Origin of the sequence: Mesorhizobium shangrilense (genome assembly GCF_040537815.1) — a bacterium.
Taxonomy (GTDB): Bacteria; Pseudomonadota; Alphaproteobacteria; order Rhizobiales; family Rhizobiaceae; genus Mesorhizobium; species Mesorhizobium shangrilense.
Genome location: NZ_JBEWSZ010000002.1, coordinates 745412 through 759659 on the forward strand (window position 1 = coordinate 745412; position 14248 = coordinate 759659).

Below are 14248 nucleotides of genomic sequence, written 5' to 3' on the forward strand. Positions count from 1 at the left end.
GTCGCGGGACGGTCTCTTGAGTGCCGATCCGCTTTTCATCGTGCCCTCGATAGCCTTACTGTAAACAGGTCGCCCAGGTGCGGAGCCTCCCATGTGTAACGATTTGTCTGATTGCGATACGTCATTCAACCCTTCATTTTGAGCTTCTCCGCGTTACGCCGGCGGGCTAAGCGTGGCGCCAGACCTTTACCGCAGAGATCAGCAAGATCACTGCGAGGGCCGGCAACAGAAGGGCGTTTGGCACTATGCCAAGCAACAATCCGCCGATGAAGGTTCCGACGATCGATCCCGCCGCCATAACGAGCAGAAACGACTTGTTGCGGCCGAGAACGGAGAAGCTTTGATCGCGGCTGTATCGCGTGAAGCCAACGAGCATTGTTGGCAGGCTGACCGCGAGGGACAGGCTTCCGGCGAGTTTGATATCTGCTCCGAACAATAGCACCAGAGTTGGGATGAGCAGTTCACCACCCGCCACCCCGAGAAGCGACGCCACAACGCCGATGATGAAGCCCGCAATCACGCCCGCGATGAGCTGCGCCGGCCCTGTCAAAAGAGGCTGGCCTGCAGTGGCGTCATGCCCAAGGACCAGCACAATGGCGATAGCGACCAGCAGGGCGGCAATGACTTTGTAAAGCGTCTCGGACTTCAGCCTTGTTGCCCATCCCGCTCCGAACCAGGCTCCTATCAGGCTCCCGGCGAGCAGGTTGACGATAATAGGCCAGTTTTCAGCGATAGCGCTGAAAGGCACTGTTCTCGCGCGGAACGGTAAAGCCGTCGCGACTACAACGAGGCTCATGGCCTTGTTGAGGATCACAGCTTCCAAAGCGGCAAAATTGAAAAGGCCAATAAGAAGCGGCAGACGGAATTCCGCACCGCCAAGGCCAATTAGTCCCCCGAGCGCGCCTATGACGGCACCCCCGCCGAAAGCAGCCGGGGCGTTGCGTGCGATGATTGTGTTTGACGAGCTATCCATGCTCGATATGTATGCACGAACAGAACGCTTTGGATAGAAGCAGACCATCGTCGACCATTCGGCAACATGGCGCCCCGCGAGGCTCTCTCTTGTCTACGAGGTCGATGCATTGATCGCCTCAAGATGGTGGTCCGATAGTCGAAGGCTGCTATCTACGAAAGCGTGCTGCAGCACAATCGTTGCAACGCAGTCACCTCGACCAGGTCCTTGCGGGACATCACTCTGCCTCAGGCAGATTCTGGAATTCTGTTCGCGCCAAGTCAGTTGGTCGCCGCGGCTTTGCCCTCCCAGCGATATTCGGTTCCCTCCGCCCAGATACGATGCATGACGATGGCGAGCTTCCGCGCGACGGCCACAACTGCCCGCCGAAGGCCGCGCCTCTTCGCAACCGCGAGGCCCCATGCCCTGATGGCCGAGTTCTTGGTCGAGCGCGTCAGCAACGCGAGACTGGCCTGGTAGAGGGTGGACCGCATTGCGACGTCACCGCATTTGGAGATGCCGCTGTTTCGGTCGACCTCTCCGGAGGCGTATTTCTTTGGCGTCAGGCCAAGATGTGCGCCGACGTCTCGAGAGCGTTCAAAGCGCGCTGGGTCATCAATGGTCGTGAGATAGGTCACGGCGGTGATCGCTCCGACGCCAGGAATGGTCATCAGCCGGCGGCAGGTTTCGTCTTTTCGAACCATGTCGAGCATCATCTTGTGCAACACCGCGCATTGCTGCCGAAGAGCCGCCCGGGCTATCAGCATCGGTTTCACCATGGCCGCCAAGCGGGGCGCGTTCTCAATCAGGTCCAGGACGCGGCCTTCGAAAGGGCCAGAGGTTATGCGACCGGCGAGCTTGATGCCGAAGACGCGGAGCGTCCCGCGGATTTCGTTCTCGATGTCGATCTGTTTCGTCTGCAGCGTACGACGGTTGCAGAGAAGCATTCGGATTTCTTGGCTCTCATCACTTTTGACATGGACAATGGAGAACCAGCCGACGCGCATGCATCCGGCGATCGCGCGCGCATCGTTACGGTCGTTCTTGATGGGCATCGTCTTGGTAAGGGCCCGCAGCCGCCTCGGATCGATGCAGATTGCGGCCAGACCGCGCTTCCTCAGGCCGTTGTATAACCAAGCTGCGGTTGCGCCAGCTTCAAGGCCAACTCTTGCCAGATTCAGGTCGAGCCGCTCGAGCCAGTCGGCGATATCGTTTGGATCCGATGCAGCCACTCCTTCGCGGAAAATGATACCGTCCTCGTCGACCACGCAGATTGCGGTTTCAGCCAACGACACATCCAGACCGACATAGTGCTTCATGCTCTGCTCCCTTTTCGAACATCACGTTGCGCGAAGCAGACCAAGACTTGGGAGCGACCGCAATCACCCCATCTACGAACAGCATGTACTCTGGGCTGAATATTGCCGGATGATGGCGTCGCTGGCGCTCAAAATCCCTAGCCACCAAACCGAACTTGATTTGCCTCAGGCGGATGACGTCCACATAAATGACCCGGCGCCAATAATGCGTGCCGCTGATGAAACAATCGAACTGGCATCGATGACGTTCGGATTTCCACCGACCGGACCAAAAGGCGGGCCTGTGTTCAATTTCCGCTCCGAAGGCCGGCAGCTCGGAAACAGCAACCGCTGCCTCGTTCTTGCGTCAGCGTTCTTCGAATTCACCGGCACGAAATATCCAAAGGCGAAACATCGCTTCACGCTTAATGGCTCTCCATTCATGACCATCGCAGGGCTTTGGCGTGAAGCCTTTGGCAACAAGCCGCCCACCTTCACCATGCTGACGACCGATCCCGGGCCGGATGTCGCGCCATATCATAACCGGCAGGTGGTCGTCCTCCAGCCGGAGAATTGGGCGGCCTGGATCAATTTGACAAAGCCTGAGGCTGAGCTGTTGCGGCCGCTTCCAGCCGGATCGCTCTCGGTGGAGACAGTTCGACCAGAAAGCGCGTGACTCAGCTGCGCAGGATCTTCGGCACGCTGAGCGGACCGAGATCGAGAACCGGCGCGTATTTGCCCGTGCGGCGCCAGATGCCCCGCACCTTTCCATTCTCCCGATCCCGCCTCGGATCGAACATCAGCCCCTCGAAGTGACCCACGGAACGCCGCTGCGGAGGCGGCATCGCGGAAGCAATGGAGCCGATAGGTTTCATATTTGCCGTTCGGCCATATCGCCTGCACATGCCGCGTCTGGTGCTTAAGCCCTCGTTCCTGGCAGAACGTCGCGATCATGGTGAAGTTTCGGTCGGTGCAGAGGTCATCCGGCAGCGCAACCTGGTGGGGCCAATCGCGGTCGATGACCGATGGCGTTGGGGAGCCCCGACTGCGTTTGACCACTATTCGAAATGCATGGACTGGCCGCGCATCATTGCCAGCGTCAGCGCGATTGCAGGATTTGCCGGCGGCTTCTGCATATACAGGGAGCCGTCGAAATCACGCCATGCCGCCATGCGCAATTCATCATCGTCATCGCTGGCCGTCGGGTCGAAAACATGGGCATCACAGGGATCTCGGTCAATCTCGATTGTCCAGTCCTTGAGCGCCTTGCGAGCCATCTCTTCGACCTGCGCAAGGTCGCTGGTGAAGAAGGGGATACGGTCTCCTTCTTCCGAAAGCGGCTCAACCCGATCCAGCGTCGGTCGCTCGGCAACCCAACCGAGAACGAAGGCAATGTCGAAATCGATCTGGCGGTCCGGGCCGGTCGTGATTTCCAGCCGCTTGACGACGTCAGAATAAAGCTGCTTCCGCTCCGGCCAGGTGTCTGGAACCGCCTCGGCCTGCAACTTCGTTCGGGGAACATTGATCAGTTCCATGACCTGATGGTGCGGAACGTTGTCCTCCGGCCAGCCCGCACAACATGCCGCCGCCGCAGCCTCATCGGCCTCCAGCCAAACTGTGGCGGCTCGGTCCTCGTCCTCGGTAGGCTTGTCGTCTTCAGGAAAGCCTTTGATATCCCAACCTTCCAACGCAAACAGTCCTTCCGCGCCTTGCAAAGCTGTAATGCCGGCGCGTGCAAACACGGCTTCGGCTGCCGCGATGCCGCGGGCGAGCTCTGCGGGTTTTGCGTCCTCGATTTTCAAGCGAAGTTCCATGGTTCGCCTCCTATGACCTAATCCTGCCAATGTGAACAAAATGAGAACAAAGAGTCAAGCATGCCCTTGACGGGAGAGGAATATGTTCCTTATTTCAGCGTGATCTGGAGCAGCAAAGGACCATGGCTCGGCGTCAAACGCGCTAGCCGGCGAAGCTATGGCAAAAACAACGGAAGACAATTTTCGGATCGAGGTCTGGGATCGCGAGGAGCAGGCGCTGTCAGAAACCATCTCGCGCTCTCCGGATTCAACCGTGAGTCAGGCAGCCTGGCAGGCCGCCATCCGGCGCCGGCCGGGCATGCTGCTGATCCACTACAACAGCCGGCATGTGATGGAGAAGATCCTGACACCAGGCGAGGTGAAGATTCCGCCACAGACCATCATCGACGGCAGCGTTCACGCCGGTCTTGATGTGGCGCTCGGAGATCTTCGCGAATGGCATGTGTTGCGGGCCTGGTGCAGATCCTGTTCGCACCATGCAACGGTAAAGCCTGCCGGGCTCATCGAGCGCTATGGAAAGGGTGCTCTGTTCAGTTCGGTCGAGCGCGCACTTTTCTGCACCAGCTGTGACAGGGGTGGGCCGGTCAGGCTGGAAATTCACAAGCTGCCACGCAATTGAGAGGAGCCGAAGGGCGCAGGACCTGATCGATTTCTTCCAGGCCAGCTCGTACGGCAGCGCCTGCGGCTTGGCGCGGTCAGCCCCAAGCTGATGCAGGTCTATCGCGAGGAGGGCCTGGCGCTCGACCAGTTGATGGCCTTTGCCATCACAGACGATCACGCGCGTCAGGAGCAGGTTTTCGAAAACCTCACCTACAATCGCGACCCTTACATCATCCGCCGCGAGCTAACGCGGACCCATATTGCGGCGAACGACCGGCGAGCCATCTTCATCGGCGCGGAAGCCTACATGGGAGCCGGTGGCGCCATCCTGCGCGACCTGTTCACCGAGGATCGTGGCGGCTTCTACGAAGATGCTGCGTTGCTTGACCGCTTGGTGATCGAGAAGCTGGAAGGTATCTCCGAAACCGTCAAGCAGGCCGAAGGCTGGAAATGGGCAGATGTCCATATCGACTACCCGCACGCAAACGGCTTACGACGCACCTACCCGCAACCGGTGGATTTGTCGGAGGAAGACAAAGCTGCCTACGCAATGGCATCCGACGAGTTCAACCGGCTCACGGAAGAATGGGATAGCGCTGAGGAACTGCCGGACGATGTCGATCAGCGTTTTGGCAGGCTTGAAGCGGAGATCGAGCGCATCGACGCCCTGCGTCACGCCTTCGATCCCGATGTTGTTGCGCGTGGTGGCGTATTCGTTGTCCTTGCCCATGACGGAACGGCCCGCATCGAACGTGGCTTCATTCGCGCCGAGGATGAGCAGGCGGGACCGGAAGCGGAAACGCGGTCAGACGGCGAGGACTACGCCGTCAACGATGATTGCGAGATCATCGAAGACGGCAGTGGTTCGGATTCTGATGGCGGCAGCGACGAAGAAGCGGAGGACGACGGCAAGCCGTTGTCGGACCTTCTCATTCGCGACTTGACCGCTCATCGGACGCTTGGGCTTCGCCTTGCGCTTGGCGAACAGTCGGACATCGCCCTTTTCGCGGTGACCCATACGCTTGCCGCGCAGACCTTCTATCAGGGTACTGAGGCCCATTGCCTCGAAATCCGCCCAACCAGCGTCTATCTCGCCGGTCACGCGGACGGCATCGAGGATACGGCGGCAGGCAAGGCACTGGCAGATCGACATGCGGAGTGGGCTGCGGACATGCCTCGCGATGTGGGTGACCTGTGGGGCTTCATCGCCTCACTCGACCATGCCAGCGTCATGGCGTTGTTCGCCCATTGCGCCTCGCTCACCATCAACGCTGTAAAGCAGCCTTGGGAGCGCAAGCCTCGCGCCCACGAGACTGCGAACAGGCTGGCGGCAGCGGTCAACCTCGACATGACGGCACATTGGACGCCGACCGTCCGGACGTATCTCGGGCGCATCACCAAGGCACATATCCTCGATGCCGTGCGCGAAGCTGCCAGCGAAGAGGCGGCGGAAAGACTGTCGGACCTGAAAAAGCAGCCGATGGCGGAAGCCGCCGAGCAGTTGCTCGCCGGAACCGGGTGGCTGCCAGTGGTCTTGCGCGCCGAGCAACTTGTGATGTCGGCTGAACGGCAGGACGAGGCAGCAGATGCAGGATCGGCGGACGTTGCCGAACTGGGGCCGAAACCCGCTCAGCCGGAAACGGCCGAGGAAGACGTGGCCTTCAACGTCGCCGCCGAATGACTCGCCACAGGCCGGAACCGCCACGCGGTTCCGGCCTGCTTTTCGGCAATTTTTCGGCCGCGCCATTGGCGCGGCCGAACACCTCGACAGCACGAAGTTTTAGAAGCGCTGGAACGCTGATGATGTCCACTGAGACGAATATCGTCCCGGCGCGACATCGCCCTGCCATGTGGTCCATGCCTCTGCATCAAGTGTCTTCTGCGAAGGCAACCCTTTCCCGGCAATGCCTCACCGTGCGCGAGTAGGTTAGCGTAGCGGGATTACTCGGCGATGCTGCGGAGGATCGGGTGTGATGAATCTTCCTTGCCTCCGATCTCAACCGGGCTCGCATCCACTCGACTTGAGACGTGAAATCGTCACGGCGTCGGCGGCTTGGAAGCCGGTGCCCTCAGCAATCAATCGGTCGCCTTCGGAGCAGCCCCGAACGCGATGGCGGTTCAGCCCAAAGATCAGGGAAATCGGGGGTCCCTTCGTCACATGTTGGAGTAGTGACCGACACTGTCCTGGCGCTTGAGGTGACGTTTTTGACCGAGGCGTAGAAGCGTTTCGGCGCGGACGACAATGGCCATGACCGATTGTAGCCATCGTGGCGTTCCCTCTCGTCGGTTCGTTCTAGGCCACGCCCACGGCGTCCTCGAATGGATTGGGTCTGACCGAAGACCGCCTTCGCTTCACTCAGTCTCGATCGTCTTCCCGCAACGACGTCGCTGCGTTTTCTTCCCCTGACCGCTGCGCGTCCATTCCTCGCGGTTCAAGAAAGCCTAGCGCCGCCGTCTTTCACTTCGTTTCAGCCCCTTCGGGGTGCGGACCGATCGTCTCCAGTCTCACGACCACCGTCGAGGCCGCGATGGGCGCGGCTCGAGAAAAACAGAAGGAACCACCACAATGGCTACGATCGGCACTTTCTCTCGCACCGCGAATGGCTTCTCCGGCTCGGTCAAGACCCTCAACCTCAACGTCAAGACGGTGACGTTCTCTCCGGCCGATGGCGAAAATGAAAAGGGACCCGATTTCCGCATCTTCGCCGGCGCCACCGAGTTTGGGGCGGCATGGAAGAAGACCTCGCGCGAGGGCCGCGACTACCACTCCGTCAAGCTCGACGATCCGAGCTTCCCCGCTCCGATCTATGCGAGCCTGGTCGAGACCGACACCGAGGGCGACTTCTCGCTCATCTGGTCCCGCCGCACCGCAGAATGATCCAGTCCAAAAGAGAAGCCCCGCGCAAGGCGGGGTTTCTCTATGTTCAGGTCCGCTTTTGCAGGGCACTGCCTGAATTGCACAGTCCTATTTTTTGACGGGCGCCTTTCGCGGCTTCTTTGCCGGCGATTTTACTGCCGATGCAGTCATCGCGGCAGTCGCTGCGCGTGCTGCTCGTTTTGGTTTTTCTACCGCAGCAGGTGCAGGCGTTGACGCCTTGCGCCCGAGCCCGGATGCCTTTGCCAACGCAGAACGGGCAGCGGCATAGTTCGGCGCTACCATCGGATAGTCGGACGGCAGGTTCCATTTCTGCCGATATTCGTCGGGGGTCAGATTGTAGTGGGTTCCGACATGCCGCTTCAGGGATTTGAACTTTTTGCCGTCTTCCAGGCAAATGATGTAATCCGGCGTCACCGACTTCTTGATCGACACCGCCGGCTCCAGTTTGGCAGTTGCCGGGGCAACGGACGTGCCAATCCCTTGCAGCGCGACATAGGTATCAGCGATCAACTTCGACAACTCTCCGACCGGCAATGGATTGTTCGAAACGTAAGCGGAGACGATGTCGGCGGCGATCGATACGAGATCAGCCTGGTTGTCCTGGTCGGGAGAAACAATCATGGAGTTTACCTCTTGTTTTATTGGGGGGCACGGTGAAACGCTTGATCTGTGTATTCGCCAATCGGGCAAATATTTCGTTGTCTCTCCAACAATCCTCATTCTCCGCGAATATCAAGTCGGCAAGCTTCGCTTTCGTTGCTTGATCGGCTGCGGACGAGCCTTGCCAATCGTTGAGGAAAGCGAGGGGACTTCCCCTCGCTTCCCCACCATTGCCGTCTGTGCAGAGCAGGGCCGCCGGCTCGCAAAGCGGCCGACCGCAGCAAATCTCTCGCAACAATCTCAATCCGCTTCGCTCGACCGCGCAGCCCGGCTCCGCGCGCCGGCATTGGCCCCCATCACTCCCGCGCGCTCACGCGCCCCCGGAAGGCATGCCGAGGGGACATGCCTTCGGCATTGACGGAAAAGGAGTGAGCACAATGAACATGACCACCACCATCAACGGCAAGAGCAACAGCCAGCAGCAGGCGCCTACCACCGGCTTCCGTGTCGACATCACACGCGGCGAGCGGATCGGGCGGGTTTCCTCGGAATGGTTTTCGCGTCCCGACGACGAGCGGTATCTGAGCCTCACCGAGCTCTATGATGCCGTGAAGCGGCGGGCGGACCGCGCCACTGCTCGCACCGTCGAGAGCCGCGCCGTGCGTGTAGAAGCGTCCCGCGACAATGCGGAGCGGCTTTCGCTTATCGTTTCCGGACAGGAGCGGCCAATCGCGCCGACGCATTGGAGTTTTGGGCAGCTTTGCAACCTCGTCAGCGCACCGGCCACCTATATGCGCCAACTGCCCGCACCGCTGGCAGGCATCAATTTGCAGCACGGCCTTTTGAGCCATCGGGCGGAATTGATGAAGACCCTTGAGACTGAGGACGGACGCGTTGAGCTTCGCGCCGTCACCGGCCCGGACTATGGCCGCATCTGGGATCATGAGCTTGTCGCCGCCGTCATGAAGATCGCGGGCAACGGCACCGGCGACACCATGTGGAAAGTGCCGGGCGTTCTGGATTGGGCAACCATGACGCACAATCCGTTCGTGGACATCACGAAGGACACCACGACGCTTTACGCCAGCGACCGCGACGTGTTCCTGTTTCTGGTTGATGACACACATCCGATCGAAGCCGGACGACTGCCGAATGGCGAACCGGATTTGTATTTTCGCGGCTTCTATTGCTGGAATTCCGAGGTCGGGTCGAAGACGCTGGGCATTGCGAGCTTCTATCTCCGCGCCGTTTGCATGAACCGCAATCTGTGGGGTGTGGAAGGTTTCGAGGAAATCACCATCCGGCATTCGAAATTTGCTGCACAGCGTTTTGCGCATGAGGCAGCGCCCGCTTTGACGAGCTTTGCCAACTCAAGTCCGGCGCCTTTCATCGCTGGGATCAAGGCCGCCCGTGAGAAGATCGTTGCGCGCAGTGACGAAGACCGCGAAAGCTTCCTGCGCAAGCGCGGGTTCTCGAAGAGCGAAACAGGGAAGGTCATCGAGGCTGTGTTGCAGGAGGAGGGACGTCCGCCAGAAAGCATCTTCGATTTCGTGCAAGGCATGACAGCGCATGCCCGCACCAAAGCCCATCAGGATAGCCGACTCGAGCTTGAGGGCAGGGCAAAGGCCTTGTTGGAAAGGGCTGCATGAGCAGACGAAAGGCCGCGCGGCGAAACTCTCGCCGCGCGGCCTTTCAGGTCCGCCACATCAACAGACGGCTGTCATAAGAACAACAGTAGGCAAGCAATGCGGATCGTCGCGTGCACCCGTACCGATTGCGGCGGCCGCTCGCCGGGTTCCGCCCGGCTCGCAACGCGACTACTGTCATAATTACAACTGGTACACACGTCCGGTCAGCGGGCCATCCCGCCAAGCAGTTCACCGCGTCGTTTTTCTGATCAACTCGCATGGGTCCACATTTAGCGCACTTGCAATCCTGCCAAGGACACTGACGCTGGCAGAAACCCGGGCGCGCTCGATCGATCCGACGTAGCGCATGCTCAATCCAGAGCGAGCGGCCAGTTCCTCCTGCGTCACATTCTGATCATGGCGAAGACGACGCATGTTTACCGCCATGATCTCCTTGAGATCCATGGCGGATTACGGACCAGAAAGGGAACTATCGTTCTAGGAATGATCGTTCCTATTCGTTATGATCAGAACTCGATCCAACGGATGGTTCCTTCTCGACCGCTGCCGAAACATGAGCGATCAATACTGTGCTTAAGCCTCTACTCGACCCCGACGTGGCTGACGTTGCGCCAGATGTCCCTATCCTGACCGGCTACGACGAAGAGCGGCTACTCACCTACATCCGGCTACTCGACGCGGCGGCGGAAGATGCCGACTGGCGTGAGGTGGCCAAGATCGTCCTACACATTGACGCCGAGCATGAGCCGGACCGGGCGTTCCGGGCCTGGGAGACCCATCTTGCCCGCGCCCGGTGGATGACGACGAACGGCTACCGATATCTTCTTGCGGGCGGTGCGCCACACTGAGTGACGCCGGCGCTCGCTACGTTGTGCTGAATCAACACAACGGTTTGCTGACTCTCAGACTACTCAACTTCCGGATTGGACTTGATGTTCTTTCCGGTTTTGGAATCCGGAGAGGAGTTGGCGCATTGCAAGGCGATTGGACCGATCCGACGGTTTACGCCCAGATGCGCGGCTACGACGCTTCGGAGTTTGCAGCCGAGTATCTGATCCGAAACGATGACTTCGTCGCGGAGTGCGGCCACTTGGCATTGCAGGGCGCCGGTGCTGGAGAACTTATCGGCACTCGCGACTTCGTCATCCGTTGGGGCGCGCGATTTCACGGCCACCGTAGACGGATCTCCTTCATCTGAGAACATCGTGTGGACGGAACAGGCTTCGCCGCGCGTATTGCGCGGCACGCGGTTGCCTGCCTCTATTAGCCCTTCGCCCCAGACCGTAGATCTCTTGGGGCTCAGTACCGTCAGTGTATGGGTTCGAGACGAAGAGTTGCAGGCTGTTTGGCCGGCTTCTGCATCGACGCATCGCCTGACTGCCGAAAGTCGCGAAAGCTCGTTTGGCATCAATGCTATCGTTCTGCCGCTCGACGGCTCCTTCGAGACACGGCTTGATGCGGCGCGTCGGTTTTGGCGCGAACTCAACTGCCGACCGCCCGGTTCTCCCTACGGCACGTTGCCGATCCAGACAAAGGCGAGGCACATTATCAACCTGCGCGCCCATGACGCCCGCCGTGCAGGCGCCACCTATCGTGAGATCGCGCAGGCGCTTTTGTCACGCGAGCCGATCGCGCCTCGAGACTGGCGTGACCATCATCTGCGGCACAAGGTTCGGGCGATCCTGCGGAGGGCCGATCGACTTGTCGCGGGTGGCTACCGAGATCTTCTCTTCTATCCGCATAGCCGCTGCCACAAATCCGATCGCTGACGCACTTCTTTGCAGGGGGGTAGCAAAACACATCCCCCCGATATTTGCCCTCCCTCGTCCTTTCTCATCTCGGCCATCGTCCGTTTCGCGCGTCCCGGCAGGCCAGGACGACAGCAAAACCGAACGGAGATCGAGCGATGTCGAAGGGTCCCGCGGACGCGCCCCAAAAATACCTGCGAACCAAGGAGGCTGCACCTATCGTCGGCCTTTGCGCCCGGACACTGGAAAAACACCGAACCTATGGTACTGGCCCAAAGTACCGGAAAGTCGGTGGGCGCGTGCTCTACGACATCGACGATCTTCATGCCTGGATCGAACTCGGCGCGCGCACCTCCACCAGTGACGCGGACGCGACCTTTGTTCCGCCGGCCAAGCCACATGCCGCCCGCGCACCTGCCTATGCCGGCAGACGCGGCCGCGCCTCCTAACGCAGGTGGCTTCAGTGCAGTACCGTTCCGAAGGCCAACTCGATCTGTTTCATGCTCGTGCCAGTGTCACTGCGCCACGCGACGCGCAGGACCTCATGTCGTGGCCGTTCTTCTCGCTCGCCAAATCCCGCCGCGTCACGCCGATCGACTTTCGCTTGGGCGACGTGTCGATCCGTGTCGAGGCGACGGTCGAACATGGTATGGCGACCATCTGGGACGCCGACATTCTAATCTGGGCTGCCAGCCAGATCGTCGACGCGCGAGACAACGGCCTTCGCACGTCTCGTTTCATGGCGACCACACCCTACGAGATACTTGCCTTCATCGGTCGCGGGGATTCCGCGCGTAGCTACGACAGGCTAAAGGCTGCTCTTGATCGGCTGCAGTCGACCACGGTCGCAACGTCGATCCGACAGCCGGCCGAACGGCGGCGGCATCGCTTCTCCTGGATCAACGAGTGGAAGGAACGGATGGACGCCAGCGGGCGCCCGCTCGGCATCGAGCTTATCCTGCCCGACTGGTTTTATGCCGGCGTCCTCGACGATGCCCTGATCCTCACCATTGACCGAGAGTACTTTAGGCTGACTGGGGGCTTGGAGCGATGGCTCTACCGTCTGGTGCGAAAACACGGTGGCCGCCAGACCTATGGCTGGAGCTTTGATCTCCACCATCTCCATCTGAAGTCAGGCGGCCTCTCTCCGTTCAAGCGCTTCACATTTGACTTGCGCGACATCGTCCGTCGCCAGCCGCTGCCTGGCTATTGCCTGGCGCTCACCATCGATCCTGACGGCCGATCGCGCCTGACCTTTCAACCCAATCCGCCCGAACTGTACGCGGCGCAATGCACGCCCCGCGCCCGAACGACCAGGGCTGTGAAATGACTGTGGACAGTCCCGTGCTATCAGGAACCGCAACTCCCGTGCCATCGGGAACCGGATTCCCGTGCTATCAGGAACCGGAATCGGGCTTAAGCGATTGCAGCGATTGCCGAACCCGCTCCTCTAACGTTTCTAACAGTGAATCCTTCGGATTCTTTCTAACGGAAAGCGCCAATCAGCGAGGCTGTGGACGACAGCGGAGCCATGATCTTTCGGCCAGGCCGAGAACGATCGACGCCCGTTTTTCTTCTCGAAGCACAGCTGTCTTCTTTGATCCTCGTGTCGCCATACTGACTGCTGGCCTCCTGTCACGGAAGCAGGCATGAGCAATCTCACCGACGTCGAATTGGTGTGGCTGAAGAAGCGGATCGAGAACTATATCCGGTTCGGCAAAGTTGCTTCCAACAGGAACATCGACCGTAGTCGTCGTGTCGTGACCTTCACGCCAGGCTGCGTCTTCGCCTTCGTCCGCTGGACCGCGAGCGATTTTGGCACTGTCGCCTCGCGCATCGACATCCTGCGTACCGTCGCCATCGGCAAGCGCTGCTCGACAATCGCTTATGTGCGTCCCGGCGCTGACATCCTGCTTACAGCTATCGGATGGCCGAACGTCGACAAGGTGCTTAAGATCATCGACACCATCGAGGCGATCGGCATCGATCCTGTTGATGTCTCGCCGGACTACTGGCGGCATGCCCACAGCCGACTCGCCGCGCGTGAGGCGCCCAGGCCCTACACTCGCCAGCGCCATGAGGCATGGCTCCTGCGCCGCAAGATTGAGCCATGAGCACGCGCGCAACAATCATCGTCGCGATGCTCGGCGGTGCGGTCCTCGTCGGCGCGCCGGCATGGATGGGCAATCGACCGCAGTTCATCTGGAATGCATCAGCGAGCGTCCCCACTGGGCTCTATCGCGTCGAGCCGGCCGACAGGATCGGTGTCGCCGATATCGCCGTCGTCATGCCGCCCGAACCGCTGGCCGACCTCCTCGCTGAGCGCGGATATCTGCCGAACGGCGTGCCGCTTCTGAAGCGCGTGCTGGCGCTTGGCGCGGGGACGGTCTGTCGACAAGGCACAGCCATCATCGCCTACGGCGTGACCTTTGGACTTGCGCGTAAGCGTGACAGTCGCGGCAGAACACTGCCCGACTGGCAGGGCTGCCGCGTCATCGCCGGCGACGAAGTCTTCCTCATGAACTGGGTTGCAACTGACAGCTTTGACAGCCGGTATTTCGGACCGCTCCCGCTCACTTCAATCATCGGCCGCGCAGACCCGGTCTGGACAACCGAGAGCACCTCTCCGGCGCCGGATGCTTCCGACAGACCTGTCCCTGGCGAGCCGTGACACCTCGCACCAACCCTCATCAACGCTCATGAAAGGAG

17 protein-coding genes and 1 pseudogene are annotated in these 14248 nt (G+C 60.2%); 12 read left to right on the forward strand and 6 right to left on the reverse strand.

Annotated elements, in window-relative coordinates; translation table 11 throughout:
- Positions 1–166 precede the first annotated feature (166 nt).
- Both ABVQ20_RS28285 and ABVQ20_RS28290 read right to left on the reverse strand, forming a co-directional pair.
- Complete coding sequence (locus ABVQ20_RS28285) at positions 167–973, reverse strand: sulfite exporter TauE/SafE family protein (RefSeq protein WP_354463157.1); 807 nt, start codon at positions 971–973, stop codon at positions 167–169.
- Positions 974–1233: 260 nt separating this feature from the next.
- Positions 1234–2271 carry an IS110 family RNA-guided transposase gene (locus tag ABVQ20_RS28290; RefSeq protein WP_354462958.1) on the reverse strand — a complete coding sequence of 346 codons (1038 nt, stop codon included), beginning with the start codon at positions 2269–2271 and terminating at the stop codon, positions 1234–1236.
- 109 nt (positions 2272–2380) lie between these two features.
- Between ABVQ20_RS28290 and ABVQ20_RS28295 the strand changes: the two genes are divergently transcribed.
- Entirely contained in the window at positions 2381–2926 is a 546-nt protein-coding gene (locus ABVQ20_RS28295; RefSeq protein WP_354462960.1) for an SOS response-associated peptidase family protein, read from the forward strand.
- A 1-nt stretch (position 2927) separates the two neighbouring features.
- Here ABVQ20_RS28295 and ABVQ20_RS28300 read toward each other — a convergent pair whose 3' ends face one another.
- Together ABVQ20_RS28300 and ABVQ20_RS28305 are read right to left on the reverse strand one after the other, a co-directional pair.
- On the reverse strand, positions 2928–3050 hold the full coding sequence (locus ABVQ20_RS28300; RefSeq protein ID WP_354462961.1) for a hypothetical protein: 123 nt from the start codon (positions 3048–3050) through the stop codon (positions 2928–2930).
- Between the two features lie 258 nt (positions 3051–3308).
- Positions 3309–4103: a hypothetical protein gene (locus ABVQ20_RS28305; protein WP_354462962.1), complete on the reverse strand. Its 795-nt coding sequence runs from the start codon at positions 4101–4103 to the stop codon at positions 3309–3311.
- A 118-nt stretch (positions 4104–4221) separates the two neighbouring features.
- Here ABVQ20_RS28305 and ABVQ20_RS28310 point away from each other — a divergent pair, with 118 nt between their 5' ends.
- The 3 genes from ABVQ20_RS28310 (at position 4222) to ABVQ20_RS28320 (ending at position 7542) form a co-directional block, all read left to right on the forward strand.
- Positions 4222–4683 carry a hypothetical protein gene (locus tag ABVQ20_RS28310; protein WP_354462963.1) on the forward strand — a complete coding sequence of 154 codons (462 nt, stop codon included), beginning with the start codon at positions 4222–4224 and terminating at the stop codon, positions 4681–4683.
- Between the two features lie 90 nt (positions 4684–4773).
- The gene (locus tag ABVQ20_RS28315; protein WP_354462964.1) at positions 4774–6345 is read left to right on the forward strand and encodes a chromosome partitioning protein ParB; all 1572 of its coding nucleotides are present in this window, start codon (positions 4774–4776) and stop codon (positions 6343–6345) included.
- A gap of 885 nt (positions 6346–7230) precedes the next feature.
- Positions 7231–7542 (forward strand): DUF736 domain-containing protein, encoded by a 312-nt coding sequence (locus ABVQ20_RS28320; protein WP_023728967.1) that lies wholly within the window; start codon positions 7231–7233, stop codon positions 7540–7542.
- A 174-nt stretch (positions 7543–7716) separates the two neighbouring features.
- Here the strand turns inward: ABVQ20_RS28320 and ABVQ20_RS28325 are convergent.
- Positions 7717–8163, reverse strand: a pseudogene (locus ABVQ20_RS28325) (Ros/MucR family transcriptional regulator); the annotation flags it as partial.
- A 422-nt stretch (positions 8164–8585) separates the two neighbouring features.
- On the opposite strand from ABVQ20_RS28325, the gene ABVQ20_RS28330 reads away from it, so the two are divergent.
- Positions 8586–9791, forward strand: a complete 1206-nt coding sequence (locus ABVQ20_RS28330) for a DUF932 domain-containing protein (protein WP_354463158.1) — start codon at positions 8586–8588, stop codon at positions 9789–9791.
- Between the two features lie 228 nt (positions 9792–10019).
- Here ABVQ20_RS28330 and ABVQ20_RS28335 read toward each other — a convergent pair whose 3' ends face one another.
- The gene (locus ABVQ20_RS28335; RefSeq protein WP_354462966.1) at positions 10020–10235 is read right to left on the reverse strand and encodes a helix-turn-helix domain-containing protein; all 216 of its coding nucleotides are present in this window, start codon (positions 10233–10235) and stop codon (positions 10020–10022) included.
- A gap of 125 nt (positions 10236–10360) precedes the next feature.
- On the opposite strand from ABVQ20_RS28335, the gene ABVQ20_RS28340 reads away from it, so the two are divergent.
- From ABVQ20_RS28340 to ABVQ20_RS28370, 7 genes are all read left to right on the forward strand, one after another.
- Positions 10361–10639: a DNA -binding domain-containing protein gene (locus tag ABVQ20_RS28340; RefSeq protein WP_354462967.1), complete on the forward strand. Its 279-nt coding sequence runs from the start codon at positions 10361–10363 to the stop codon at positions 10637–10639.
- A gap of 164 nt (positions 10640–10803) precedes the next feature.
- Positions 10804–10989 (forward strand): transcriptional regulator domain-containing protein, encoded by a 186-nt coding sequence (locus ABVQ20_RS40525; protein WP_435528441.1) that lies wholly within the window; start codon positions 10804–10806, stop codon positions 10987–10989.
- A 7-nt stretch (positions 10990–10996) separates the two neighbouring features.
- Positions 10997–11560, forward strand: coding sequence for a DUF2285 domain-containing protein (locus ABVQ20_RS28350; protein WP_354462969.1), 564 nt, complete (start codon positions 10997–10999; stop codon positions 11558–11560).
- A gap of 137 nt (positions 11561–11697) precedes the next feature.
- On the forward strand, positions 11698–11988 hold the full coding sequence (locus tag ABVQ20_RS28355) for a helix-turn-helix transcriptional regulator (protein WP_354462970.1): 291 nt from the start codon (positions 11698–11700) through the stop codon (positions 11986–11988).
- 5 nt (positions 11989–11993) lie between these two features.
- On the forward strand, positions 11994–12869 hold the full coding sequence (locus ABVQ20_RS28360; RefSeq protein WP_435528434.1) for a replication initiator protein A: 876 nt from the start codon (positions 11994–11996) through the stop codon (positions 12867–12869).
- A 319-nt stretch (positions 12870–13188) separates the two neighbouring features.
- Positions 13189–13653: a DUF2840 domain-containing protein gene (locus ABVQ20_RS28365; RefSeq protein WP_354462971.1), complete on the forward strand. Its 465-nt coding sequence runs from the start codon at positions 13189–13191 to the stop codon at positions 13651–13653.
- The gene (locus tag ABVQ20_RS28370; RefSeq protein WP_354462973.1) at positions 13650–14210 is read left to right on the forward strand and encodes a S26 family signal peptidase; all 561 of its coding nucleotides are present in this window, start codon (positions 13650–13652) and stop codon (positions 14208–14210) included. The genes ABVQ20_RS28365 and ABVQ20_RS28370 overlap by 4 nt, the downstream gene beginning before the upstream one ends.
- Positions 14211–14248 lie beyond the last annotated feature (38 nt).

Excerpts from the sequence above, each read along its gene's own strand:
- ABVQ20_RS28320 (WP_023728967.1), top strand. The coding sequence starts at position 7,231 with ATGGCTACGATCGGCACTTTCTCTCGCACCGCGAATGGCTTCTCCGGC.
- ABVQ20_RS28295 (WP_354462960.1), top strand. The coding sequence starts at position 2,381 with ATGATGGCGTCGCTGGCGCTCAAAATCCCTAGCCACCAAACCGAACTT.
- ABVQ20_RS28355 (WP_354462970.1), top strand. The coding sequence starts at position 11,698 with ATGTCGAAGGGTCCCGCGGACGCGCCCCAAAAATACCTGCGAACCAAG.
- ABVQ20_RS28370 (WP_354462973.1), top strand. The coding sequence starts at position 13,650 with ATGAGCACGCGCGCAACAATCATCGTCGCGATGCTCGGCGGTGCGGTC.
- ABVQ20_RS28330 (WP_354463158.1), top strand. The coding sequence starts at position 8,586 with ATGACCACCACCATCAACGGCAAGAGCAACAGCCAGCAGCAGGCGCCT.
- ABVQ20_RS28285 (WP_354463157.1), bottom strand. The coding sequence starts at position 973 with ATGGATAGCTCGTCAAACACAATCATCGCACGCAACGCCCCGGCTGCT.
- ABVQ20_RS28315 (WP_354462964.1), top strand. The coding sequence starts at position 4,774 with ATGCAGGTCTATCGCGAGGAGGGCCTGGCGCTCGACCAGTTGATGGCC.
- ABVQ20_RS40525 (WP_435528441.1), top strand. The coding sequence starts at position 10,804 with ATGCGCGGCTACGACGCTTCGGAGTTTGCAGCCGAGTATCTGATCCGA.
- ABVQ20_RS28310 (WP_354462963.1), top strand. The coding sequence starts at position 4,222 with ATGGCAAAAACAACGGAAGACAATTTTCGGATCGAGGTCTGGGATCGC.
- ABVQ20_RS28365 (WP_354462971.1), top strand. The coding sequence starts at position 13,189 with ATGAGCAATCTCACCGACGTCGAATTGGTGTGGCTGAAGAAGCGGATC.
- ABVQ20_RS28290 (WP_354462958.1), bottom strand. The coding sequence starts at position 2,271 with ATGAAGCACTATGTCGGTCTGGATGTGTCGTTGGCTGAAACCGCAATC.
- ABVQ20_RS28300 (WP_354462961.1), bottom strand. The coding sequence starts at position 3,050 with ATGTTCGATCCGAGGCGGGATCGGGAGAATGGAAAGGTGCGGGGCATC.
- ABVQ20_RS28335 (WP_354462966.1), bottom strand. The coding sequence starts at position 10,235 with ATGGATCTCAAGGAGATCATGGCGGTAAACATGCGTCGTCTTCGCCAT.